This is a genomic window from Antrihabitans stalagmiti (genome assembly GCF_016482825.1).
Lineage (GTDB): Bacteria > Actinomycetota > Actinomycetes > Mycobacteriales > Mycobacteriaceae > Antrihabitans > Antrihabitans stalagmiti.
This window is the reverse complement of the sequence record NZ_JAEMNV010000001.1, coordinates 478,482-504,025: the sequence shown is the minus strand read 5'-3', so window position 1 is coordinate 504,025 and position 25,544 is coordinate 478,482. Positions and strand designations below refer to the sequence as shown.

The window sequence follows — 25,544 nt, the reverse complement described above, 5'->3', positions numbered from 1 at the left end:
GTCAGTTTACGGGTAGGTCGAACCGCAGCGGGTCCATGTTCTGGCGCTTCACCACAGACATCGGTGTGTATCTGATTCCGAAGTTTCGCAGTGTCGACGCGACCGGATTGTCGATCTGCTCGATGCGGCTCAGGCGACGCGAATTCGCGACGAGGGTCCGGGTCCGCTCTCGACGGGCGTCCTCGTAGCGTCGCAGCGCGAGCGTCGGGTCGGCCGTGGCAGCAAGGCAGTGCGCCAGCACGTAGCCGTCTTCGATCGCCGAACCCGCACCTTGGGCAAGACTGGTCAGCATGGGATGGGCCGCGTCGCCGACCAGCGTCACCGGCCCCTCGCCCCAGGTGTCGACGAAACTCCGGTCCTGCGCAGGCACCGCCACCACCGCCGAGTCGGGCGTCGCGGCAATCACGTCGGTGACCTCGCTTGCCCAACCGTCGTATGCAGCAAGTACGTCGGCGGTGCTGCCCTGCCACGACCTGGAGCCGACGATCCCCAGATTCTTGGTACCCCACCAGTAGGCGTTGCCGCCACCTATGTCGATCAACCCGAAGCGCTGGCCGCGCCCCCAATAGTGACCGGCGTAGCCAGTCGTCAGGTGTTCGTGTTCGAAGGGGATCGTGGCCAGCCAGCAGACGTAGCCGTACTCGTTGATCGCCTCGCCACCTGCACGTTGCGCTCGGACGACCGAACGAATGCCGTCAGCGCCGATGAGCACATCCGCGCTCGCCGTACGGCCGTCCGCACAGGTGACGCTCACGCCGTCGACGGTGACGTCGTAGCGTTCGACCGCCGCGCCGAAGGTGATCGCGACATCGCCTGCCGCCGCCCGCAGAACGGCGATCAGCTCGTTGCGGTGCAGATTGACGAACGGAGCGCCGAGCTCGGTCACTATGTCCCGGATCGGCAACTGCCGCATAAGCTTTCCCTTGTCGGTACGCAGCTCGAACTGCTCGAGCACCTGCCCGACCGAACCATCTGCCAGGTCGATCCCGAGCGCTGCCAGCACCGCGACTGCGTTCGGGCCGAGCCCTAACCCGGTGCCCGTCGTCCGCAATTGTGGTGCGGCTTCGAGTATCTCGACGCCTATCCCTCGTTCGCGCAGTGCAATCGCGGTCGTCAGACCGCCGATACCGGCGCCGATCACAATGGCCTTCATCCGCCCGCCTTCTCTGTTTCGATCGGGGTTTCGATGCTCTGGTGTCTGCCCTCGCGCCATGGCAGAAAGACAAGCACTGCAATTGCTCCGACCCCGGTCACTGCTGTAGCCGTCCACGAGGTGGCGCCCATGCCGTCGAGAAAGGCCTCGCGGACCGCGGTGTACGCGCGCGCCTGCAGTTCTGGCACGGGTATTCGCGCCGCGACTTCGAGACCACCGAACACCGACGAGATCGCCAGGTCCGCAGCATCTTTCGGCAGTGCGGTGCCGTCGAGTTGCGGCCTGATCGCACCCGAATACACCGAGGAGAGCATCGAACCCAACACCGCGACACCCAACGCCCCACCGACCTCACGAGTGGTGTCGTTGACCGCCGCGCCGACCCCCATGTCTTCCTCGGCAAGGTTGGACATCAGCAGTTCGGTCGCAGGACCCTGAACGAACGCGAGGCCTGCACCCATGACGATCGTCGCCGGGAGGATCACGGTTGGATATGCGGTGAGCTCGTCGGCGCTGCTGGCGACGGCGAAGCCGACACACATGAAGCCCAGACCGAGCGCGACGGGAAGTGCAGTCCCGATTCTGCGGCCGATCGTCATGGCAATCGGAGCAGCCAGCGCGATACCGACTGCGTACGGCAGCGCGCGAACACCGGTCTCCAACGTCGAATAGCCACGGATGGCCTGGAAGTACACCGTGAAGAAGAAGATGAAGCCGAACAGGGAGAAGAAGCCGACCGAGATGGCCGCCGCCGGAACCCAGAATCGCCGGATTCGGAACAAGCGGACATCGAGGAGCGGATCCACTGTCCGCAACTGCCGAACGACGAACGCCAGCAGACCGATCGTGGCTGCGAGAGCTGCGACAGCGGTCTGCCACGACGCCCAGCCATGACGCGGTGCCTCGATGATCGCCCACACCAGCAACGAAACGCCGGCGATCGACAACAACAGCCCAGGCACATCGAGCCGATGCGGCACAGCAACTTTGACTTCGGGGACCCACAGCCAGGTGCCTAGAAGGGCGATGAGGGCAACAGGAACGTTCACCCAGAACACCGAATGCCAACTGAAATGGGCGAGTAACCACCCGCTGACGACCGGGCCGCCCACGATTGCGATGCCTGCGACACCCGCCCAGATACCGACCGCGATCGAACGCTGGCGTGGTTCGGTGAAGATTGCCACGACCAACGCCAGCGTCGCCGGAAAGACCGCCGCCGCAAAGACACCCATCACTGCGCGAGCGCTGACGAGTTCACCGAGCGTGTCCGTGTTGGCTGCAAGTGCCGACCCGGCACCGAACCCGACGATGCCGATGTAGAGCACGAGGCGGCGACCGTAACGATCGCCGAGGTTGCCTGCCGCGAGCAGGAATCCGGCGAAGGTCAGCGTGTAGGCATCGACCGACCATTGCAGTCCGCTGACACCGGTACGCAATTCCCGCCCGAGTGTGGGTAACGCGATGTTGATGATCGTGTTGTCGATGACGACCAGCAACTCGGCGAGGCACAGGACGACGAGAGCTGCAATCGCTCGGCCCCGAGTCAGCGGCAGCGAATTCCTAGTCGACGGCGGCAAAATGCTTCTCGCCGGCCGAGATTCCCGCTGCCATCACGAAGTCGAGCACCCGATCCGGCAGCACCCGCGACGCGATGGTCGACGCCCACGAATCGATGCCGACCCGATAGCGAGCCTTCGGACGATTGGCTGTGAGCGCATGCTCGATCGCCTTTGCCACATCGGCGGGCTTGGTCCGGCTCGCGTTTGCACGTTCTTCGTTTGCGGTGACGAAGCTGGTGAAGCGGTTGCGGTACAGATCCGCAACGTCGGGCTTCGCCTCGCCGAGGATTCGGTCGGCAGTGTCGGAGAGTTTGCCCCAAATCGGTGTCAGGATCGCACCAGGCTCGATCAGCGACACGCTGACGGCGAGCGGGGCCAGTTCGCGGCGCAGCGAGTCCGACACACCTTCCTTGCCGAACTGCGATGCGGCATAGGCGCCCAGAAACGGTGCTGCGAGCCGGCCGACCCCCGAGCTGACGTTGACGATCCGACCAGCGAGCTTGCCAGACGGGTCCGCCGGGAACGCGCGGAGCAACGGCAGGAACTGTCGCGTCATAGCAACGGTTCCGACGAGATTCACTTCGAGCTCGGCTCGAAAGTCCTCGATGGACACACACTCGAGTGGCGCCGATACACAGATGCCGGCGTTGTTGACCACTCCGACCAGGCCACCCGGATCGATCTCTGCTGCGATGCGGTCGTGTGCGCGCCGAATCGACTCTGCCGACGTCACGTCGAGCAGAAGCGGACGAAGTTCGGATCCTGGAAACTCGTGCTGCAGCTCCGCTGCGCTTTCCTCACGCCTGACGCCTGCATAGACGACAAAACCGGAGCGGGCCAGCGCGAGTGCGGTCTCTCGACCGAGCCCCGACGACGCCCCGGTCACTACTACCGCGCCACGATCTTCAGACATTCGATTGCCTCTTCTCTTTGCTACGCCAGGTCTTGGCTGCACTGTTCGGGCTGATCCGGTGTGGTCGAGCGCGCCGAGTAGGGTCCGCACACAATCGTCGGCCAGCCGATCGGCACGGTCCTCGGACACCGCTTTGTCGATGTAGGTGAAGTTCAGATGCAGCGTGTCGTGGCTGGTATTGACCGTCACGACAAAGAATCCACTGATCGAGACTCCCGCGATGAACTGGGCACCCGACAGCGTCCACGGGCCGATCCGGTCCGCGAAATCGTAACGTCCGATGTTGGAGATGCAGACGTTTCCTGGACCACGACTGTCGACCAACGCGACAGTTCGCTCGCTCGCACCGACCGACTTCGGCGCAACAAGTTTCAGGGTTGCAATCAAGGCGAGGTGTTGTCGAAACCGTTTGCGGCGGTTGAGTTCTCGGTTGACCCCACCTGCGGTGGCCCAGAAGTCGACGTCGCTGCCGACGTCGACGTAGGTCGGTACGGTTGCCACGTACGCGCCGGCAGCGTCAGCAGGCACCGGCGGCTCGAGTTCGCCGCGGAAGTCGATCGGCGAACCGATGCACACCTTGCCGCCGTCCTGTGCCACGATGCGACCCACCGCCGCCGCCACCGCCGCGCTCAGGGCGCCGTGAACGGTGACGCCCTCGCTACGGCATCGATCGAGCAGGACGGCGACCTGCTCGGCGGTAAGCGATCGCCGGGTCAGGCGGGTGATCCGCTCCTGAGCAGGCACCGGGACTTCCGGTTGCAGGCGGTTCGCGCGGGCCGCTGCAGCGACAGCCTGGTCGACGACGCCTGCGCCGACAACGCGCGCAAACCCTGGTGCACCAACGAACTTTCGAGGCAACATCCCCTCGGGAGAGGGCAACGCGGGTCGTGGCCGCGCAACCGACTCTACTGTCCGGTCGTCGTCAGCGCCGAGCAGAGCCGCCAACTCGACAACGCGCTGCAGCAGGGCCAAAGCTGTTGTGCCGTCGGCGATGATGTGCGAAATTGTCAACACCAGGTCGTGCGATTCGTCTGCGGAGCCACGCTCTCCCGACACGACATCGACTATTCGAGCCAGCGGCCCCGTCCGCCAGTTCACCGACGTCGCCAGTTCGAACCGGTCGACCTCACGTTCCCATGCGGCGGTATCGGACCCGTCGACGCGACGAATCGGCAGGCGCCCCTCGGTCGCTGCGACGAACTCCGGGTCGCTGCCGTCGTCGGCGGCCGCGATTGCAACGCGCAACAAGGGATGTTCCAGAACGAGGGCCGCTGCCGCGTCGGCCAACAGTCCCGGAGCCATCGCACCGCTGACCTGAACGCGCGCAATCACATTGAGAGGCGAGATCTGATCACACACCCAATACCAACGTTCGACGGGGCTCAGTGGTCGACGGATCTCGCTGTTCGGTGCTGTACTGCCAGTGGCGGTCATCGGCTTCCCTTTTCTGTGGCGGCCAGCCCGCTGTCGGATCGATCGAGAATGCTGTCCAACTCGGCAGCGACTGCCGTGACGTGCGGCTGCGACAACATCGTGAGGTGATCGCCGGGAATGTCGACGATCTCCAATCCACGTGCTGCCCAACGATCCCAGCCGTTCGTCGGACTTGCGAACATACTTCCCACGCGGCGATGCGCGCGTCCGACGTCGGGTGGCAACTCGTCGCGCGCCCGCAGCAGGACGATGTCGCATTCGAGTGGTTCGAGACGATAGTGCAGCGTCGCTTGATAATTGGCGTGGAAGATGGCGTACAGGCGTCGGATCAGTTGTGGCGAACTGTCTTCGGGGACGATTCCCAAATCGATCGAGCGGGTCAGGATCGAGTCGAACAGGCCCTCGGCACTATCGGCGCTGACGGACTTGTCGAGGGACGGGTCGAGCTCGGACTCGACCGCTGCAGCACCCTGGCTGTACCAGAGCAACTCTGCGAAGAACCAGGCAATCAGGTCACGTTCGTCGATTGCAGGCCGCGGTCCGTCGTCGAGTGAGATCGTATCGAGGAGAACGACCTGGGAAATCTCGTCGGCAGACAGCTGTCGCGCGATCTCGAGTGCGACATACCCTCCGAACGACCAACCCGCGACGTGGTACGGACCATGTGGTTGGACGCGTCGCATCGCCGCGATGTAGGACGCCGCGATGTCTGGCATGGCAGTCAAAGGCTGCGAACCAGGCTCCGAACCTGCCGCCTGCAACGCATAGACGGGCCGGTCGGCGTCCAGGTGCTTCGCCAACTCGACATAACAGATCACGTTGCCGCCGATCGGATGCACAAGGAAGAGCGGCGGGCCCGTGCCGGATTGCCGAAGTGGTACAACAGGATCGAACGCACGATTCGTGCCGCCGGCTCGAACGAGCTGCGCCAGCTCGGCAGCCGTCGGTGCCGCGACGAACGCCTCGAGTGGAATCTCGACTCCCCATCGGCGAGTGATGGTCATCGCCACCCGCATAGCCCCGATCGACGTACCGCCTGCGGCGAAGAAGTCTGCGTCAGGTCCCAGTTCGGCCAACCCGGCGAATTCGGCCATGATCTCGGCGATGGCGCGTTCGTACTCGTCCGCCGGTGCGCCTTCGGCTGTGGATACGTCGGATCCTCCTTGCGTCGTTGCGGTTTCGCGTGCGAGGACGCGGAGTGCGGCATCGTCGCGCTTTCCGCTCGGAGTCATGGGAAGCTCGCCGACAACGTGGTAGCGGGTCGGCACCATCGCCGAAGGGAGTTGCCGACGCAGTTCTGCCTGGATGGCCGCCGTATCGAGGGAGACCGCACCGTCGACACGATCGCGAACTACGAACGCCTCCAGCGTCGAATCGGCACCGCCGAGGCTGGTGGCGATCACGGCGACCCGTGCCGACCCGGATGCCGCAGCGAGGGCGATCTCGACTTCAGCACACTCGACTCGGTTGCCACGCACCTTCACCTGGCTGTCCGTTCGACCGAGCCAGACGACGTCGCCGGACGCGACGGCGACGCCGACGTCACCGGTCCGGTATCGGACTCGGCCGCCCAGATCGGCAACGAAGCGTTCGGCCGTGAGCCCCGGCATAGCCTCGTAGCCTTGGGCGACAACCGATCCGCCGAGATAGATCTCGCCGCGGGTGCCCTGCGGGACCGGCCGGAGCCGGGAGTCGAGCAAGGTGACGGTCGCACCGCTGATCGCGCTACCGATCGGCGGTAGCGTTGGGAACGAGTCCGGACCACCGGTCATCGAATGCCGCAGCGCCACATGTGTTTCCGTCGGACCGTACTGATTCTCGACCACCAGCCCCGGATTGGCTGCACACAAGGCACGGATCTCCGGTGTCATTCGCAACTGCTCGCCGGACGAGACGAGCGAGGTCAACGTCGTCGGGTACTCCCCCGTCACCTGCGCTGCCTCGGCGACTCCCTGCAGAGCGACGTACGGCAGGTAGACCCGCTCGACACCGGACCGCACGATGGCGCGGACCAGCGCAACGGGGTCCTTGCGTTCGGCTTCCTCGACCAGATACAGCGTCGCGCCTACGGCCAAGGTCGCGAAGATCTCCTGGAACGACACGTCGAAGCTGATCGGAGCGAATTGCATTGTCGAACAACCGAAGCGAGGCCCGGCGTGCCGCTGCCATTCGATCAGATTCGCGAGCCCCCGATGCGGCATGACGACGCCCTTCGGTGCTCCCGTCGAGCCGGACGTGAACAACACGTAGGCCGCAAGGTCGGGGTGCAGCGCTGGAAGTGGCGTGGCATCGACGTGCTCGGTGTCGAACAGCGCCGCTGGGTCGACGAGGTCGATGCCGCCAAGGTCGGGCACGTCGTCAGCATCCGGGGCAACGATCACGACACGCGGTCGGCAGCGCTCGAGCATGGCCACACGACGGTGGTGCGGGTAGTCGATGTCGATCGGCACGACAGCAGCGCCCGCTTTCAGCACGCCGATCACAACAGCGATCAACTCGATTGACCGGGGCATGGAGACGGCGACACGTGCGCCTACGGGGAGCCCACGCGCGATCAGCGTGCACGCGACAGTGTCTGCTGCCCGGCCCAATTGCCGATAGGTCCACTCCATTGTGGTGCTGCGAAGTGCGATCGCATCGGGAGCAAGGCTCGCCGCTGCATCGACCAGGTCGACGACCGTCGCCGCGCGCAGTGTCGTGAGATCGACGTCGCTTTCGGGTGTTCGGACGATCGTCGTCAATGCGCCGACGAACGTGCGAGCGAACTCTTCACGTTGCGTCGAGGTCAGCGAACCCTCTCTCGCGCTTACCCGTACGGCTATCTCGTCGCTGCGTGGATCGATCGCCGCCGTCACCAGCAGCGTGAAGTTCGTTTCCTCCCGAGCGTCGAATTCGATGAGCTCGACATCGGCGCTGCTGAACAGGTCGTCGAACAGGTGATAGTTGACGAAGTTGAACGCAGTGTCGAAAGCCGGACCCCCGTTGTCCGCGATGACCGAACGCAACGGATACCGCCGGTGCGGATGACTCGCTCGCTCTCGTCGAACCACTTGTGAAATGGCCTCCAGCCAGGTATTGCGCGTCCCGTCGAGTCGCATCGCGATCGTGTTGAGGAACAGCCCCGCAGAGGTCTCTGCACCCGCGCGGCCAGGGCGCGCGTGGGAAACGAGCCCCGTCGTGACGTCGTCTGTCCCCGACATCGCCTTCAGCGTCAGGAGGTGGGCGGTGAGCAGCACGTTCTTCAGCGGGACGCGTTGCGCCACTGCAAACGCTCGGAGACTGCGTCCGAGCCAATCGGGAAGCGTCGCAACCGTATCCCGCACAATGTCGCGCTGCGTGGGCTCGTACGCCCGCGTCGACTCGATCGTTGTCGCAGTCGCGCCTGCGAGTGCATCGATCCAGTATTGCCGCGACGCCGGATCGTCCTGCGCCAGCCGTTCGGACCGAACGTAGGAGGCCAGATCGGTCGTCGAATGGGGTTGCCGGTCCACCGGCGGATGATCGTATCCGGCCCGAGACAGATAGTCCTGCAACAGTTCCCGAACGATATTCGCAACGCTCCAGCCGTCGAGGATGGCGTGATGGAAGCTGAAGACGAGGTCGACCCACGAGTCGCCGGGAAAGACGCGGAGCTGGTACAGCGGTGCCACGTCGAGTTGATAGTCGAAGGTCCGCCGTTCGTCGACGTAGTCCGAAAGGTCATTGCCCTCGTGTGCAATGGACAGCGCGCTCGGGACCTCCCTGCGCACAACCTGGACCGGCAGCGACAGCCCTGTTATCGCGAACGCTGATCGCAACGCGGGGTGCCTGCGCACGAGTTCGTCGAATGCGGCGCGAAACTGCTGCTCGTTCCAGACCATCCCGAGTCGATAACGAAAAACATCCTTGTACAGCGTGGAGTTGGCACGTTCGAGGCTGTGGAACAGCATGCCCAACTGCAGCGATGTGGCGGGAAAGGCATCCTCGGCGTCGCTGACACCGGCGCGATCGATCATCGGAACAAGCTCGAACGGAGTTGTCACCGAGTTTTCGGCGCCACCGGACCCGATTCTGGATTCGATGCTCGCGGCCAACTCGGCGATCGTCGGCCGCGCGAAGAAATCGTCGATATCGAAGGCAAGACCACGACGCTCGGCCGCCGTACGCAAGGTCAATGCCAGGATGGAATCGCCGCCGACAGTGAAGAAGTCGTCGTGTCTGCCCGGCGTCGCGGTGCCGAGTACATCCGCCCACGCTGCTGCTAAAGCCACCTCGACGTCGGTGCGTGGCAGCTCGGATTCACCGAGAGCACGCTCGGGTCGCGGCAGGCCACGACGGTCGAGCTTCCCGCTCGGCGTCAGCGGAAGCGTCTGCAGCGCAACGAACTCCGACGGCACCATAAACGCAGGCAGCCGATCCGCGAGGTGGGACGCAATGGAATCGCCGGTGACAGTCACGTCGTCGCGAACGAAGTAGGCGATCAGATGCGTGGGCCTTCCGGGCGCCTGCTCGTCGACGACGACGCCTGCACGTACACCTGGGCACTGCACGAGGTGATTCTCGATTTCACCGAGCGTGACGCGGTTGCCACGCACCTTCACCTGGTCGTCGCGGCGGCCGAGGTACTCGAGATTGCCGTCGGCGAGGCGGCGCACGATGTCGCCGGTGCGATATCGACGCCCGCCCACGACCGCAGCGTCGACGACGAACGACTCCGCTGTCTGGCTCGGGTCACCGTAGTAACCGCGGCCGACGCCGACTCCGGCGATGTTCAGTTCGCCTGGCACGCCGAGTGGACTGCGCCGCCCGGCGGCATCGAGCACGAGCAACGCGATGTTGTCGATCGGCCTGCCGATAGGAACCCGATCTATCCGGTCGTCGCCGCCCGGGATGTCGAAGTACGACACGTCCACGGTCGCCTCGGTCGGACCGTAGAGGTTGACCAGGCGAGTAGCTGGCGTGCTCGCGAAGAGCTGCCGAAATCGTGTTGCCAGTGCGGGTGTCAGCGCTTCGCCGCTGCAGAACACCAATCGCAAAGAACGAACCGATGCCAAGGCTGCCGGCTGCATTGTCAGTTGATCGAGGAATGGTCCGAGCATCGACGGAACGAAGTGCGCGACTGTGACTCCATCCCGTGCGATCGACTCGATGATCCGGCGAGGGTCACGTTCGGCGCCTGCAGGCAGAACCGTCAGCGACGCGCCTGCGAACGACCACCAGAACAGTTCCCACACCGACACATCGAAGGTCGCGGGTGTCTTCTGCAGCACAACGTCCGTGGCGGTGAGTGGATATCGACGCTGCATCCAGGCGAGCCGGTTGACGACGGAGCGATGCTCGATCATCACGCCCTTCGGCACCCCGGTGGAACCGGACGTGTAGATGACATAGGCGAGGTCGGTCGGTCTCGTTGTCGACATCTCCGGTCGGCTGATGGTCGGCTGCGCTGTGGCTGGTAGTGCCGTGATGCCGAGGTCGGCGAGCATGGCGGTGAAGCTGTCCTCCGCCACGGCAATCCGCGCGCGCGTCGCTGCGAGGATCGTGCGTACACGCGCCTCCGGGTACTCGGGATCGACCGGAACGTACGCGCCGCCTGCTGCGACGATCGCATGGACGGCAACGACGAGGTCGACCGATCGCGGCAACAGCACCGGCACACACTCTTCCGGTCGCAGCCCGTGCTCGCGCAGCGCTCCGGCAAGCGCCCACACCCGGACTCCGAAGTCCGCGTACGACATCGAACTATCGACCGCTACGACAGCGCGCTGGTCCGGAACCCTTGCCGCCGCGGCAGCGACGACGCCGTCGATGGTCGCGTACTCGTCGAACGCGACAAGCGCCGGACCTTCTGCCGCGGCGATGTCCGCACGATCACGGGCGGACAGGATCTCGAGGTCACCGACACCGACGTTCGGCGCAGCGAGACCTCCCTCGATCAGCGCGAAAACCTGCCGCATAGCCGTGGCGAAGGGATAGTCGTCGTCGAACACGTCGTCGGCGTAGAACACGTCGACGTCCAACGACCCGTCGCGTGCGTAGTCGCGAACCACGATGTTGACAGCGTCCAGGGAGTACCCCGATGAGAGCAGAGCCGAGTCCGTACCAAGAAACGCCGTTTGCTCGGTGTCGGGTATCGGAACATAGGAATAGGTGACATCGAAGAGGTTCTGCGTCTCGGACCGCTCCTCACGCAACGCGGTCTGCAATGCGCCGAACGAAAAGCGCTGCCGCGCTTGCAGATCCCACACCGCGGACCCGACACTGTCGGCGACCTCACCCAACGTTGCAGTCTCGTCGACGTCGACACGCAACGGCAGAATGTTGACCAGGTCGCCGACGGTCAGCAACTCGACCGGCGTTCGCCTGTTCAGCAGCGGCACTCCGAGCACGATGTCGCCGTCTCGATGCACCCGTCGTAGGTACGCCGCGATCGCGGCAACCGTGTACGCGAAGATCGATCGCCCGGTCTCACGGATACGTTGTGCGGCAGCGTGATCGATATGAATCGTGCGCTGGCTGCGGTGGTGGGTCCGCACGGAGGCCTTGCGGGGGAACAGCGCAGGCGAGACATCGCGAAACTGCTCGAGCAGATGCGCGCGATCCGCAGTCCAGTCCGGGGAATTTCGATAGCGCTGGTCTTCGTCGACGATGTCGAGGTAGCTCGGTGCCGGCAAGTTGTCGGGCGAATCACCGCGCTCGGCAGCGAGGTAGTCCGCACACAGCTGTGCGAGCGTGAGGTTCATCCCCCAGCCGTCGCCGACCGCGTGGTGGAAGCGGCAGTAGACGATGAACGAATCGGTGCCGTCGAGCAGGATGGCGCTCTGCGCGAGCGGACCGTTCAGCGGCATCACCTCGTCGGTACGTTCGCGCATCCATGCCAGGCTCGCAGCTGTCGGATCGGTGGCAGTACCGAAGTCGACAACCTCTGCGGGGGCGATCTCGGAATCCACGTACTGGACGACGTCACGATCGCGGAACTCGAAACGTAGCCGGAGCGCATCGTTTCGGAGATAGCCGCGCCGAATCGATCCTCGAATCCGGTCGATGTTCACCTGGCCGGACAGTCGGACGTAGCCAGCCGCTTGTACCAATGGCAATTCGGGATAACGCGAACCGACGGCGATCACGTCGCGCTGGTAGTCGGTCAGCGGCCAATACGAACGGCGTGACGCCGTGGGTACGACGTCGTCGGTTCGGACCTCGGTGCGGTCCACTGCCTCGGTGAGCGGTTCCTCGGCGCGGACATCGCCGATGCCGTCGATCAGAGCGAACAGGTCGTCGTCGGCAGCGTCGCCGAATCGTGCTGGCGCACTGTTCGGTGCAAGCTTGTGAACCAACGCCGCCAGCTTCTCGGAGAGTTTCACCGCGTCCGGCTGGTCTGGTTCGACGCCGTCGCAACTGTCGGCGAGAGCCTCGATCTGCGCGAGGATCTCGTCGACCGGATCTACTGCCGCAGGAGCGATCTCGCGACAGATATGGCCTGCAAGAGCGATCGGCGTCGCGTAGTCGAATACGACGGTTGTCGCCAGCGCCAGGCCCGTTGCCGTCTTGAGTTGGTTGCGGAACTCGACTGCACCGAGCGAATCGAACCCGAGATCCTTGAAGGGCTGGTCAGGGCCGATAGCATCGGGACTGTTGTGCCCGAGCACCGCAGCGGCAACACTGCGCACGAGCGAGAGTACGGTCTGCTGCTGTTCGGTTGCAGTCAGGCCACCGAGACGTTGCGCAAGTCCGGTCGAGCCTGCGTTCGTTGCGGTGCCTGCCGCGCGCCTACCGGTCCGAACCAAGCCACGGAACACCGCAGGCAGGTCCTGGCCTCCCGAACGAATTGCGGCAGTGTCGATTCGCGCAGGCAGCGCAAGCGGTCGACCGAGGGTCACGGCCGCGTCGAACAATGCCAGGCCCTCCTGCGAGGACATTGCGACGAAACCGCCACGACTGAGCCGCGCGCGATCGCGCTCGTCCAGATGTCCGGTCATGCCCGTTGCCTGTGCCCACCATCCCCACGCCAGCGAGGTCGCCGCGAGACCGCTGTGCAGACGGTGGTGCGAAAGCGCGTCGAGGAATACGTTCGCCGCGGCGTAGTTGGCCTGCCCCGGAGATCCGAATGTTCCTGCTGCGGAGGAAAACTGAACAAAAAGCGCGAGATCGGCGCTCCGCGTCGCCTCATGGAGGTGCCACGCCGAAACGATCTTGGATCTGAGAACCGAATCGAGTTGCTCCGGCGTCATCGCGGCGAACAAAGCGTCGTCGAGGATGCCCGCCGCATGGATGACCGCCGTGAGCGGATGTTCCGACGGTATCGTCCGCAGCACGGCGTCCAGCGAATCTCGTTCGGCAGCATCACATGCCACGATCTGCACCGTTGCGCCGAGTTCGGCCAGTTCGGCTTCGAGTTCTGCTGCACCGGCGGCCGCGCGGCCACTGCGGCTCAGAAGAACCAGGTGTCGCACGCCGTATGCAGTGACGAGGTGGCGCGCGAAGAGGGCGCCGAGCACACCGGTACCACCGGTGATCAGTGCGGTGCCGTCCTTGTCGACGGGGGTCGGCAGCGTGAGGACAAGCTTGCCGGTGTGTTTGGCCTGGCTCAGGTGCCGCAACGCTTCCGGTGCCCGGCGGACGTCGAACACCGTAACCGGTAGCGGCTGTAGGACACCGGCGTCGAAGAGCTCGACGAGTTCGGTGAGCATCTGCTGGATGCGATCAGGTCCGGCTTCGAACAGGTCGAAGGCACGGTATCGCACGCCTGGATACTGTGCGGCGATCGTGTCGGCATCGCGAATATCCGTCTTGCCCATCTCCATGAACCGTCCGCCCCGCGGCAGCAGGCGAAGCGATGCGTCCACGAAATCCTCTGCGAGCGAATCGAGTACCACGTCGACACCGGCACCATCGGTCGCGTCGAGGAACTTTTTCTCGAAGTCGAGGGTCCGCGAATTGCCGAGGTGTGTGTCGTCGAAGCCGAGCTCGACGAGCAAGCGGCGCTTCGGTGTACTGCAGGTTGCGAAAACTTCGACGCCCCAGTGTCGAGCCAACTGAATCGTCGCCATTCCGACGCCGCCTGTCGCGGCGTGCAGGAGCAATCGTTCACCCCGCTGGATTCCTGCAAGGTCGGTGAGTCCGTAATACGCGGTCATGAACACAGCTGATGTCGCTGCGGCCTGCTCGTAGGTCCACCCCTGCGGCATCCTCGCGACGAAACGGGCATCCGTAATGGCTTTCGGGCGGATTCCTTCGAAGATGCCCATCACGCGATCGCCTGGCGAAAGACTGGTGACGTCCGGCGCGACCTCGATGACAACCCCCGCGCCCTCGCCGCCGATCCCGGCACGTGGGTCGGCGTACAGCCCGAGCGCAATCATGATGTCGCGGAAATTGACTCCGGTCGCACGGATCGATACGCGGACCTCACCCGCCTCGAGCGCTCGTTCGCTTTCGGGCGACGGCACAACGGCAAGGTTGGCTCTGTCGAGCGTGCCGAGCCCAAGTGTCTGCAGCCGCCAGTCGCCCGATCCGGCCAGCTCTGCACCGGTGACCGTATCCAGCTGACCGCGCACCAATCGTGGCGCCGATGCAACACCTCGCCGGATTGCCAGTTGGGGTTCGTCTCCGGCGAGTGCTGTTGCAACAGCGGTGTCGAGCTGCGACCAGTCCTCGACGTCGACGAGGAGGATCCGACGCGGATTCTCGGTCTGCGCGGTCCGCAACAGACCCCACACCGGCGCGTGGACAAGGTCGAGGACGTCCTCGGCACCGCCGGCAGCGATCGCTCTGCTGGTGACGACGACGAGTCGTCCTTTCCGAAAACGCTCGTCGGTCAACCACTCCTGGACCTGAGCGAGAACCAATGGCAGCCTGGCTCGAATCTCGTCGGTGAGGTCGGTGCCTGCTGCCTGTGGCGCGATGCACCGCAGCACAGCCGATGCACTCGACCTGACCTCGCCTTCGACCGGCCATTCGACCCAGTCCTGTTTCGCAGGAGTGTCTTTGGGCTCGGCGACGCTGAACCAATCGAGTCCGAACAATGCGCCCTCGACGTCGTCGTTGGCTGAGGTCAGCTGGTCCCGCGAGATCGCACGCAGGGTCAACGAATCCACCGAGCAGACAACGCCGCCGGCGACATCGGTCATCGTGACGGAGGCTCGGTCGTCTGAGATCGCTGTGATGTGTACCCGCAGAACCGAAGCGCCGGTTGCTCGTAGCGACACGCCTTCCCAGGCGAACGGCAGTCGAATCGAACCGGAACCTGCATCGGATGCCGACAGACTCACCGCCATAGCGTGCAGTGCCGCGTCGAGCAAGGCGGGGTGCAGACCGAAACGGTTTGCGTCGCCTGCCTTTTCCGGCAACTCGACCTCCGCGAACATGTCGTCGCCACGTCGCCATGCCGCGCGAAGACCTTGGAACGCCGGACCGTACTGGTAGCCGTGGTCGGCGAGTGCGTCGTAGCTGCCCACGATGTCGGATCGCTCGGCACCTGCCGGAGGCCATTTGGCAAGGCCCGTCGAACGCAATGGCTCTTCGGCTGCCAGAACGCCGTCAGCGTTGCGTGTCCACGCAGATTCGCCCTCGAGCGAATCGCTCTTGACGGGACGAGAATAGACGCGGACGGTGCGGTCGGCGGAATCGTCGACCGACCCGACGACAACCTGAAGTTCCACCGCCCCGCGGTCGGGAACCACAAGCGGCGCTTGCAGTATCAGTTCTTCGATGCGCGGAGTGCCGACACGATCGCCGACATAGAGCGCAAGCTCGGCCATCGCGGCACCCGGCAGCAGGACGACGCCGTGCACGGCGTGATCGGCGAGCCACGCATGGGTCGCGAGCGACAGTCGGCCGGTGAAGACGACTCCGTCGGACTCGGGCTGTGCCACCATGGCGCCGAGCAGAGGATGGTCGGCGTCGGCAAGGCCGAGACTCGCGACATCGCCGGTCCCCGATCCTGATGCAGACATCCAAAATCGTTTGCGTGCAAAGGAATAGGTAGGTAGTTGAATCCGACGACCACCGAAGTCGGTGAGATAGGTAGCCAAGTCGGGGGCGAGTCCGCAGACCTGGGCTTGGGCCACCGACGTCAGGAATCGGCGTAGACCGCCGTCGTCGCGTCGCAACGTCCCGACCACGACGGCGCTCTCCCCCGCACCGAGTGCGTCCAGGTTCTCCTCGATACCGACTGTCAGCACGGGATGCGGGCTCACTTCGACGAAGGAGCCGTAGCCGAGCTCGCGAGCGACGCGGATCGTGTCGTCGAAATGTACTGTGCGGCGGAGATTTTCGTACCAGTAGTCGGAGTCGAGCACACTGCCGTCGACCGCAGCACCTGTGACTGTCGAGATGAAGGTGATGCTGCACGATCGGGGCTTCAGGCCAGTGATGGCGGACGTGATCGGACCGTGCAGCGAGTCGACCTGTGCCGAGTGCGAGGCGTAGTCGACCGGTATCTTCCGCGCGCGGATCTCCCGCTCCTCGCACCGCTCGAGGAGTTCAGCGATCGCCGCGGCCTCTCCTGACACGACGGTTGTGTTGGGCCCGTTGACTGCGGCGATCCCGATTCGGCCGTGCCACTCGGCAACAAGTCCGGTCGTCTCCTCCGGCGGGAGTGGGACCGACACCATTCCCCCTGTGCCGGCGATGCCGACCAACGCGCGGCTGCGCAAGGTCACGATTCGAGCTGCCGCGCGGAGCGTCAGCGCACCAGCAATGTGGGCCGCGGCGATTTCACCCTGGGAGTGCCCGATGACAGCATCCGGCCGGACGCCGACCGACTCCCACAGCTTCGCGAGCGACACCATCATCGCGAACAGCGCAGGCTGGACGACGTCTACTCGGTCGAGGTCGGGTGCGCCTGATGCGCCTCGGAGGACATCGGTCAACGACCAGTCGACGAACTCGCCGAATACCTGCTCGCACTCCTCGATTGCGGCTGCGAAGACCGGCGAAGTGTCGAGAAGTTCGGTTCCCATTCCTGCCCATTGCGAGCCCTGTCCTGGAAAGACGAACACCGTTCCCCCGACGGCGGTCGCTCGGCCTTGGACGAGGGCGGTGGAGGGTTCTCCCGCAGCAAGGGCGGTGAGGCCGAGCCGCAGTTCCCGCAGACCACGGCCGATCACCGCTGCTCGGTGCGCGAACGCGGGTCGGGTCGTCGTCAGCGAATACGCGATATCGACGGGGTCGAGGTGAGGATGGCGGTCGATGTGGGTCAGTAGTCGAGTTGCCTGCTCCGGCAGCGAGTCTGCGGACTTCGCGGACAGCAGGAACGGCACGATGGGATCGTCCGTTCGCACGTGATCAGTAGCGGCGGCGGCCTGTGCAGGCGCCTGTTCGACGATGACGTGGGCATTCGTACCGCTGATGCCGAAGGACGAAATTCCGGCTCGGCGCGGCGACCGGGCTCCTGTCGCCGACACGGGCCAGTCAGTTGGGGCGGTGACGACTTCGACTGTGCCGGAGGACCAATCGACCTCGGGTGACAACGCATCGACGTGCAGCGTCGGCGGGACCGTCCCGTGCCGCATCGCCTCGACCATCTTGATGATGCCTGCAACGCCGGCCGCTGCCTGGGAGTGGCCGATGTTCGACTTCATGGACCCGAGCAGCAGCGGTGCGTCCGCTTTTCGTGCGGCGCCGTAGGTTGCGAGGAGCGCGGTCACTTCGATCGGATCGCCCAGCCTGGTTCCGGTGCCGTGTGCCTCCACGACGTCGACGTCGGCCGCTGTGAGTTTCGCGTCGGCGAGCGCATCGCGAATGACACGTTGCTGCGCCGGTCCGTTGGGAGCCGATAGCCCGTTGGATGCTCCGTCCTGCCCGATCGCCGAGCCCCGAAGGATCGCGACGACAGGGTGGCCGAGCCTGGTGGCGTCGGACAACCGCTCCAGAACGAGAACTCCGACACCCTCGGCCACACCGAATCCGTCCGCACTCCGGGAGAACGGCTTGCACTGTCCATCGGGTGAAAGCGCCTGCAGGCGTGAGAAACTGACGAAGATGCTCGGCGAGCACACCACCGTTGCGCCGCCCGCGAGTGCGAGCGAACAGTCGCCCGAGCGTAATGCCTGCGCCGCAAGGTGCACTGCGACGAGCGACGACGAGCACGCGGTGTCGACCGTCACCGCAGGTCCCTCCAGCCCGAGCGCATAGGCTACGCGGCCCGACGCCACACTGACGGTGGTTCCGGTCGCAAGCTGGGCCGCGAACCCGTCGCGCTCGGAATAGATCCGCGGTCCGTACTCCTGCCCGACTATGCCGGTGTAGACACCGGTTTTGCTGCCGTGCAACGACGTCGGGTCGATACCAGCGCGTTCGATCGCTTCCCACGATGTTTCCAGAAGGAGTCGCTGCTGAGGATCCATCGCGAGCGCTTCGCGTGGACTGATGCCGAAGAAGGATGCGTCGAATTCGGCGACGCCGTCGAGAAATCCGCCGCGACGGGTAATCGACGATCCTGCGCTACCGAACTCGGATTCGGTGAGTGCCGCTAGATCCCAGCCCCTATCGACGGGGAATTCCGCTGTCGCACTTCGCCCCTCCGACACGAAGCTCCACAGTTCGTCGGGTGAGGTGATTCCGCCTGGAAACCGACAGCCCATGGCGACGATCGCGATCGGCTCCGATTGCGCGGCTTCGATCTGCTCGAGCTTGCGCCGGGTGTCGTGCAACTCGGCCGCGGCCTTCTCGAGATAGGAACGTAGCTTGGCGTCGGAAGCCATCAGTCATCCTTCGGGTTCGATGCGGCGTCGGAGATAGGCGTTTCGCGACACTGCGACCACCCCTGGCAACTGTTAGACGACAGCGTCTCACAAATTGGACGTTCGTTGCGACTACCCATTCCGCGGTCGGTACCGACGCAGATCGTCATCGGAATCGAGGGAGAGGAGTTCAGCGCGCGACTGTATTCCTGTGCCCGACACGAAACACAGAGTGCCACGTTTGGTACCGACGGGCACGCTAATGCGGCGCTTCGTGGACTCGACCTGTTGCGAACTGCTCGTGAGGCGACGGATGATTGTCCGCGTCAGTCCCGCCGCGCAGCAAGGACGTGTGTTATGGCCGTATCGGGCAAACGAATCACGGCCCTCGCCGCCGCTGCCGTACTGGCCGCGACCGTGACGGCATGCAGCGACGACGTCGACCCGTCGTCGGACACCCTCGATATTCCCAGCGAAATCCTTGCCATCATGGACGGTCCGCGGTACTCCGACGCCACGTGGAGTCTGCTCGTCACCGATGTAGCGACAGGCGAAACGTTCTACGACCTCAATGCTGATCGTCTGTCGCTCACCGGCAGTACCCGAAAGCTGTTCTCGGTCGGGTTGGCACTCGACACACTCGGCTCCGATCATCGAGAACAAACACCCGTCTATCGCACCGGCGACGTCGATCCGGCGGGTTCGCTCGACGGTGACCTCGTGTTGGTCGGCAGCGGCGATCTCACTTTCGGCGGTCGGCGGATCGATGCAAACACGGTGCAGTACACGGACTTCGACCACAACGACGCCAACGCGCTCGGATCGGCAATCCTGACCCCGCAAGATCCCCTCTACGCGCTCGACGACCTCGCGCGTCAGGTCGCGGCGAGTGGCATCAAGACGGTGACGGGCGATGTCGTCGTCGACGATCGTCTGTTCGAGCCGTACCGGGTGCCGAACGGCAACTTGCTCATCACTCCGATGGTCGTCAACGAGAACATGGTCGATGTCACGGCGACGCCGACCGAGCCGGGTCGCCGAGCGGCGTTCGAGTATCGACCGAGGACGGGGGCCTTCACTGTCGACAGCACCGTCGATACAGGTAGTGCGGGATCGGCCGCCGATGTCGACCTTTCGGGCGGCGGGCTGATCGAGTGTGTCGGCACGCCAGGATGTGCGGGCACGGTGACGGGAACGTTGCCCGTCGGCTACGACGCGCCGCTGACCCACAGCGGTTCGTTCGTCGGCACCTTCCGGGTCGACGATCCGTCGTCGTTCGCCCGGATCGCGTTCATCGAGGCGCTGCAGCGCAACGGGGTGGCGGTGACCGCTCCCGCTGTCGGCGTCAACCCTTCGGGTTTGCTCGGCGCTGCTCCCTATCCCGACGAAACACGCGTCGCGGCCTACGATTCCGCGCCGCTAGGTCAGCAGGCGAATCTTGTATTGAAGGTGAGCCTGAACCTCGGCGCGAATCTGTGCCTCAGCCTGTTCGGACTCGACAGTGGTGCTCGCACGATCGATACCGCATTGGCAGCGGAGCGCAAGACCTTGATGGACAAGTTCGGGATTGCCGGTGCCGACTTCGATTTCCCGACCAACGGCAGCGGCACGCCCGACAGTCAGGCGACGCCGAGGGCGCTGGTACAACTCCTCGACAAGATGGCCGACAGCCCCGTCTCGTCGACCTTCCGAGCGGCGTTGCCTGTGCTCGGCGAGAACGGGTCCCTCGCGACGAGTGGCACCACGTTGCCAGGAAAGGGTCACGTTTCGGCGAAACCGGGAACGACGATCATGGCGGGCGAGGACGGCAAGACGCTCGAGTTGAAGGCTCAGAATCTGGCCGGCTACATCGAGACGAAGAGCGGACGGACGCTCGCGTACGCGTTGATGCTCAACGACGCGGGACCGGTAACGGACATCGCGGCCGACGTCGGCGCTGTATTCGAAGACGAGGCTCGGATCTCGAGCATCATCTACGAGAAATTCTGAGAAAGGCGACTCCGTCGCTCGTGAGTCTTTTCGGAGGGCGGACCCTCCGAAAAGACTCACGAGGCGCGTAGCGCCCTATCTGTTCGTGCACGAACTATTCGTGTATGCTCTAGTTCATGGCCACCGCAGACGTCGATCCACTCGCCCTCGAACGGCAGGTCTGCTTCGCGCTTGCGGTTGCGAACAGATCCGTCCTCGGCGTTTACCGACCGTTGCTCGAACCGTTGGGGCTGACGCATCCGCAGTACCTCGTCATGTTGGCGCTGTGGGGCCGCTCCCCCATGTCCGTTCGCGAAATCGGCGAGGCGATACAACTCGATTCGCCGACGCTGTCGCCGCTGCTGAAACGGCTCGAAGCTGCCGACCTGATCACCCGCAGGCGCAGCGAGACCGACGAACGCACGCTCGTCGTCGAACTGACAACTGCGGGCGCCGAGCTTCGTACCGAAGCGCTCGATATTCCGCCCGCTGTCGTCGCCCGACTCGGTGTCACGCTCACCGATCTCGCGGAGCTACACAACGTACTCACCCGCGTCAACGCCGCCGCTCGACGCGCTGAAAGTGCCACCACGCGAGAGAATTCGAGGAGCTGACGATGTCCGACACCCGCCCGAACCCGATGCAATGGATCGGCTACGCCTTCGGCCGACGTCTCCCGGCGACAATGCAGGACTGGGTTGCGAACGACCTCACCGGCGACCACGCGTTCCGTCGCCACCTCATCAGAGGCATGGTGCCGTTCGTTCCGATCTTCGTGCTGTTCACGCTGTTGCCGGGACCCGCGTGGCTGCGCGGAGCGACACTATTGCTCGGTTTGCTGCTGGCACTGTTCTACTGCGCTGCGTACATGGGGCAGAACCGCGCCCGACGGTTGCACGTTCACGGTCTACCGACCGACCTGATCAGCCCGCGCAATCGGGCAAAGCGTGCCGAGGAGCGCGCGGCCTACGAAGCAACGTATCGAGCGGCCTGAGTCGAGCTACAGCTCGGGAACAAGCTCCTCGTCGTGGCGAAACACCAACTGACCGGTGTCGAGGGCAATCGACCACCGTTTCGTGCGCGCCCAATCGCGACCGTAGTGATCGTGTGCCGTGAGTACCTCGCCGAAATCGTCGACTATCACACCCGAGACGAATTCAGCCGTCTGCGGGTGCGCGTCGCCGTCGTCGTGGGATGTCGTCGTCCGCACCCGGGACCCGACGGTCAGATGAAAGTTGGCGAGCTGCTGATCGGAGTGCGCTGAGCGGTCCAAGATCGAGTCGTTCATCGCGCTCCCTAGGTAGGCCGGCATTTCGGCTCGTTTACCCGAACCTACTCGCCGGTAAACCTGCCGAGAACGATCAATCTTCGATGACGAACTTCGCAAGGTTCGGGTTGTGCAACGCAGAAAGCCACACCACACCGTCGCGCTCGGCGACTGCGGTCACGAAACCGAAGTCGGGGTGCTTCGTCTCGCAATCGTGTACCAAAGTGCCGGTCAGGTCGTACGCCTGCACCCAGACGACATCGGCCGGCTGCGGCTGCAGGCCCTCGGGAATCAGCATCAGCGCACGTCGGAGCCACGGATTGCGCGGCAGCAGGAAGTCGAGGACCGGTTGCCGCGGTGCTGGTAGCGAAACCCACAGCAAGCCGTCGCTACCGATGCTGATGTTGTCGGGAAAACCTGGCAGTCCGTCGACGAAGTAGTCCCACTTTCCGGCGCGAGGTCCGGTCAGCCAGTACCGACTGATTCGGTACGACAGGGTCTCCGCGACCAGAACGAACGATTCGTCGGGAGCCAGCGCCACACCGTTGGCGAAGGCGAGGTCGTCACGCAGCACCGTCACCGCGTTGTCGGACGGATTCAATCGATAGAACCCACCCCGCGTGACGTGCGCGACGGCGTCTTCGCGATATCCGTCGACACTGGCGCTCGGCGAGGACGACGAAAAGTAGGTCGTCCCATCGGCAAGAACCACTGCATTGCTGCAGAAGTGCAGATGTTCCCCAGCAATGTCGCCGACTACAACCGCTGTGTCACCGGACGCCGGATCGAACCTGACAAGGCCGAGGTCGTGATCGCAGATCAGGAACGTTCCGTCGGGCAACTGCTCGATCCCGAGCGGACGACCACCGGTATTGCCGAGTACTCGGAACCGCCCGTCCTCGAGTCGGACGACGTCGCCGTTGGCAAGACCGGTGACAACCTGCCCCGCCGCTGTGATGAGCACATCCTCGCCACCGCCCGGAGCGGGTAGTTCGACGATGGTCAGGTCAGGCGCTACGACGCGGCCGCGCGACCGCGTCGCCGATGGTGTCCAGCGCTGGATTTGTGCCATTTGTATCGACGCTCTCTGCTCGGTCCTGCTTCCGCGGCAAGCATATGTAACGGATCGACGAGTCCACTCCACTGTTGATCGGAATCGACACACCGACAAAGGAGACGTCATGACGATCGACAACGCGCCCTCGACACCGAAAGTTCTCGAAAACACCGATCTGGCACGCAAGGTCGAGACTGCCGGCAACCTGATCGCCCGCTTCGGGTTGATCGTGACCTTGTTCTGGATCGGCGCCATGAAGTTCACAGTGGCCGAAGCGATGGGTATCGAACCGCTGGTTCAGGAAAGTCCTTTGCTCGCATGGCTACTCGACATCGTCGAGCTGCGGACGCTGTCGAATACGTTCGGCGTCATAGAGATCGTGACTGCCGTCCTGCTCGGCCTCGGCCTGGTTCGACCGATCTTCGGCGTGATCGGTGGCCTGCTCGCGATTGGAACCTTCCTGATCACCCTCTCGTTCCTGTTCACGTCGACGACCTACGAGCACACGATCCCGTTCTTCTCCCCCGGTGGCTCGTTCATCGTGAAAGATATTGTGCTGCTTGGCGTATCAGTAGCAATCTTTGCCCAATCGTGGTCGCGGTTGCTGGCTGCACGCGTGCGGTAGCCACCCTGCGTCGTCGAATTTCGCGCCCAAGGGTGGCCGGATCACCCCCACACGGTGCCTACTTCGATCGCGCGACTGCAGCGAGGATTGGCTGCAGAGGCCGCACCTGCGGCGATGAAGGAGATTCGCATCGTGCCTACCGACGAACCTGCAGACTTCGTTTCACACCTACGCGCTCAGGTCGCGACGTACGGGGACTCCCGCGAGTACGTCTACAGCAGGCAGGTCGGTCGGGAACTGGTCGAAGAGACGCACACATACGCTGAAATCGATCGGAACGCGCGCGCATTCGCGGTCTGGTTGGGGACCCAGCCGACCGCGAAGCATCCCGTCCTCCTTCTCTACATCGACGGCATCGACTTTCTCGTCGCATATCTCGGCTGCCTCTACGCTGGCGTCGTTGCGGTGCCGGCTCCCGTCCCGCACGATGCTCGCGCGATGGCTCGTGTCGGTGCCATGTTCGCCGACGCCGATATCCGTCTCGTTCTCACGACATCCGTTGTGGCAGGCCCGCTGTCGAGCTGGACGGAACAATCGGGTCTCGACGTCGCGATAATCGCGACGGATGTGACGGAAATGCCTGATCCGGATTTGTGGGTGATGCCGCCGATCGCCGGCGATTCACTCGCGTTCCTGCAGTACACATCCGGTTCGACAAGCGAGCCGAAGGGCGTCATGGTGACGCACGCAAACCTGCTGCACAACTGCGAATCGATGCGCATCGCGAACGGCGGCGACGACTCGCTGGTCGGGGTCGGGTGGCTGCCGCACTTCCACGACATGGGCCTCATCGGCATGCTGCTCATGCCTATGTACATGGGCGGAAACCTTGTCTTCATGTCGCCGATGGCGTTTCTCAAGCGACCGGTCCGCTGGTTGCAGCTGATCGACCGGTATCGCGCGAATATGACTATCGCACCGAACTTCGCGTACGACCTGATCGCCCGCCGAATCACCGACGATCAACTCGCCGGCCTGGATCTCTCGTCGCTACGTGTTGTCCTCAATGGTGCCGAGCCGATTCGACCCCGCACTCTCGAAGCTGTCATCGACAAGCTCGGTCCTTACGGATTCCGCGCCGACGCGTTCTTCACCGCGTACGGCATGGCCGAGATGACGCTTCTCGCCACTGCAAGCACCGTCGGGACCGCCCCCGTCCAGCTCGACGTCGATCCACTTGCGTTGGAGCGCAACCAACTTGCGCCGATGTCCGGTGGTACCAGACTCGTCAGCAGCGGCAAGGCGATCGGCTGTGACATTCGGATGGTCGACCCGAACACCTGCGCAGAAGTAGCCGACGGTCAGGTCGGAGAGATCTGGATCCGCGGCGGCAGTGTCGCGGCAGGATATTGGAATCGTCCCGCAGAAACCGCCGAGAAGTTCGGCGCAACTATCGACGGCGCAGGCCCGTTCCTGCGGACCGGAGACCTTGGCGTACGGCACGAAGGCGAAATATTCGTCACCGGGCGGTTGAAAGATCTGCTGATCGTCAACGGCCGCAACCTCTATCCACAGGACATCGAAGAAGCGGTTCGCGAAATGCACCCTGCCTTGCAGGGCGCCGCCGGTGTCGTTCTCGCGATCGACACCGGCAGGCACGAGCGTCTGGTCGTGATTCACGAGGTCAAGACCGCGCTCGTCGATATTGTGTACCAGGACCTCGCAAAACAGCTCAAGCTGGCCGTTGCGCGGACCTTCGACGTGCCGGCTCCCAGCATCGTCCTTGTCGATCGCCACGGTGTGCACCGCACCACGAGCGGCAAAGTACAACGCAAGTCGATGCACGCGTCGTTCCTGTCCGATCTGGTCGATTCGGTCCTGTACGAGGACATCGATCCGGTCGTCGCGTCGCTGCGGGACAACACCTTTCAGTCCGCCGTCGCTTGATCGTCACCAGCCCT

Annotated in this window: 11 protein-coding genes; 5 read left to right on the top strand and 6 right to left on the bottom strand. The window is 64.2% G+C overall.

What is annotated here, in order from left to right:
- Position 1: 1 nt before the first annotated feature.
- The 4 genes from JGU71_RS02320 to JGU71_RS30670 are packed head-to-tail and all read right to left on the bottom strand — an operon-like array spanning position 2 to position 18,747.
- Positions 2-1,153 (bottom strand): FAD-dependent monooxygenase, encoded by a 1,152-nt coding sequence (locus JGU71_RS02320; protein ID WP_233528570.1) that lies wholly within the window; start codon positions 1,151-1,153, stop codon positions 2-4.
- Entirely contained in the window at positions 1,150-2,733 is a 1,584-nt protein-coding gene (locus tag JGU71_RS02315; RefSeq protein WP_233528569.1) for an MFS transporter, read from the bottom strand. Before JGU71_RS02315 ends, JGU71_RS02320 begins: the two co-directional genes overlap by 4 nt.
- On the bottom strand, positions 2,717-5,062 hold the full coding sequence (locus tag JGU71_RS29635) for an SDR family NAD(P)-dependent oxidoreductase (protein ID WP_233528568.1): 2,346 nt from the start codon (positions 5,060-5,062) through the stop codon (positions 2,717-2,719). The genes JGU71_RS02315 and JGU71_RS29635 overlap by 17 nt, the downstream gene beginning before the upstream one ends.
- Positions 5,059-18,747 (bottom strand): non-ribosomal peptide synthetase/type I polyketide synthase, encoded by a 13,689-nt coding sequence (locus JGU71_RS30670; protein WP_199701567.1) that lies wholly within the window; start codon positions 18,745-18,747, stop codon positions 5,059-5,061. The genes JGU71_RS29635 and JGU71_RS30670 overlap by 4 nt, the downstream gene beginning before the upstream one ends.
- A gap of 336 nt (positions 18,748-19,083) precedes the next feature.
- Between JGU71_RS30670 and JGU71_RS02300 the strand changes: the two genes are divergently transcribed.
- The 3 genes from JGU71_RS02300 to JGU71_RS02290 all read left to right on the top strand — a co-directional run bounded on the left by JGU71_RS02300 (position 19,084) and on the right by JGU71_RS02290 (position 21,688).
- Positions 19,084-20,715, top strand: coding sequence for a D-alanyl-D-alanine carboxypeptidase/D-alanyl-D-alanine-endopeptidase (locus tag JGU71_RS02300; protein ID WP_199701565.1), 1,632 nt, complete (start codon positions 19,084-19,086; stop codon positions 20,713-20,715).
- Between the two features lie 116 nt (positions 20,716-20,831).
- Entirely contained in the window at positions 20,832-21,308 is a 477-nt protein-coding gene (locus tag JGU71_RS02295; protein ID WP_199701563.1) for a MarR family winged helix-turn-helix transcriptional regulator, read from the top strand.
- A gap of 2 nt (positions 21,309-21,310) precedes the next feature.
- On the top strand, positions 21,311-21,688 hold the full coding sequence (locus tag JGU71_RS02290) for a DUF5313 family protein (protein WP_199701561.1): 378 nt from the start codon (positions 21,311-21,313) through the stop codon (positions 21,686-21,688).
- A 6-nt stretch (positions 21,689-21,694) separates the two neighbouring features.
- Here JGU71_RS02290 and JGU71_RS02285 read toward each other — a convergent pair whose 3' ends face one another.
- Both JGU71_RS02285 and JGU71_RS02280 read right to left on the bottom strand, forming a co-directional pair.
- Positions 21,695-21,982: a hypothetical protein gene (locus JGU71_RS02285; RefSeq protein ID WP_199701559.1), complete on the bottom strand. Its 288-nt coding sequence runs from the start codon at positions 21,980-21,982 to the stop codon at positions 21,695-21,697.
- A gap of 73 nt (positions 21,983-22,055) precedes the next feature.
- Positions 22,056-23,033: an SMP-30/gluconolactonase/LRE family protein gene (locus tag JGU71_RS02280; protein WP_199701557.1), complete on the bottom strand. Its 978-nt coding sequence runs from the start codon at positions 23,031-23,033 to the stop codon at positions 22,056-22,058.
- Positions 23,034-23,142: 109 nt separating this feature from the next.
- Between JGU71_RS02280 and JGU71_RS02275 the strand changes: the two genes are divergently transcribed.
- Positions 23,143-23,643, top strand: a complete 501-nt coding sequence (locus JGU71_RS02275; protein ID WP_199701555.1) for a DUF417 family protein — start codon at positions 23,143-23,145, stop codon at positions 23,641-23,643.
- Positions 23,644-23,697: 54 nt separating this feature from the next.
- Complete coding sequence (locus JGU71_RS02270) at positions 23,698-25,530, top strand: fatty acyl-AMP ligase (RefSeq protein WP_307829460.1); 1,833 nt, start codon at positions 23,698-23,700, stop codon at positions 25,528-25,530.
- Positions 25,531-25,544: the final 14 nt, after the last annotated feature.

What these genes read in the sequence shown, in the direction of transcription:
- JGU71_RS29635 (WP_233528568.1), bottom strand. Translation starts at nt 5,062, where the DNA reads ATGACCGCCACTGGCAGTACAGCACCGAACAGCGAGATCCGTCGACCA.
- JGU71_RS02285 (WP_199701559.1), bottom strand. Translation starts at nt 21,982, where the DNA reads ATGAACGACTCGATCTTGGACCGCTCAGCGCACTCCGATCAGCAGCTC.
- JGU71_RS02320 (WP_233528570.1), bottom strand. Translation starts at nt 1,153, where the DNA reads ATGAAGGCCATTGTGATCGGCGCCGGTATCGGCGGTCTGACGACCGCG.
- JGU71_RS02275 (WP_199701555.1), top strand. Translation starts at nt 23,143, where the DNA reads ATGACGATCGACAACGCGCCCTCGACACCGAAAGTTCTCGAAAACACC.
- JGU71_RS02300 (WP_199701565.1), top strand. Translation starts at nt 19,084, where the DNA reads ATGGCCGTATCGGGCAAACGAATCACGGCCCTCGCCGCCGCTGCCGTA.
- JGU71_RS02280 (WP_199701557.1), bottom strand. Translation starts at nt 23,033, where the DNA reads ATGGCACAAATCCAGCGCTGGACACCATCGGCGACGCGGTCGCGCGGC.
- JGU71_RS02290 (WP_199701561.1), top strand. Translation starts at nt 21,311, where the DNA reads ATGTCCGACACCCGCCCGAACCCGATGCAATGGATCGGCTACGCCTTC.
- JGU71_RS30670 (WP_199701567.1), bottom strand. Translation starts at nt 18,747, where the DNA reads ATGGCTTCCGACGCCAAGCTACGTTCCTATCTCGAGAAGGCCGCGGCC.
- JGU71_RS02295 (WP_199701563.1), top strand. Translation starts at nt 20,832, where the DNA reads ATGGCCACCGCAGACGTCGATCCACTCGCCCTCGAACGGCAGGTCTGC.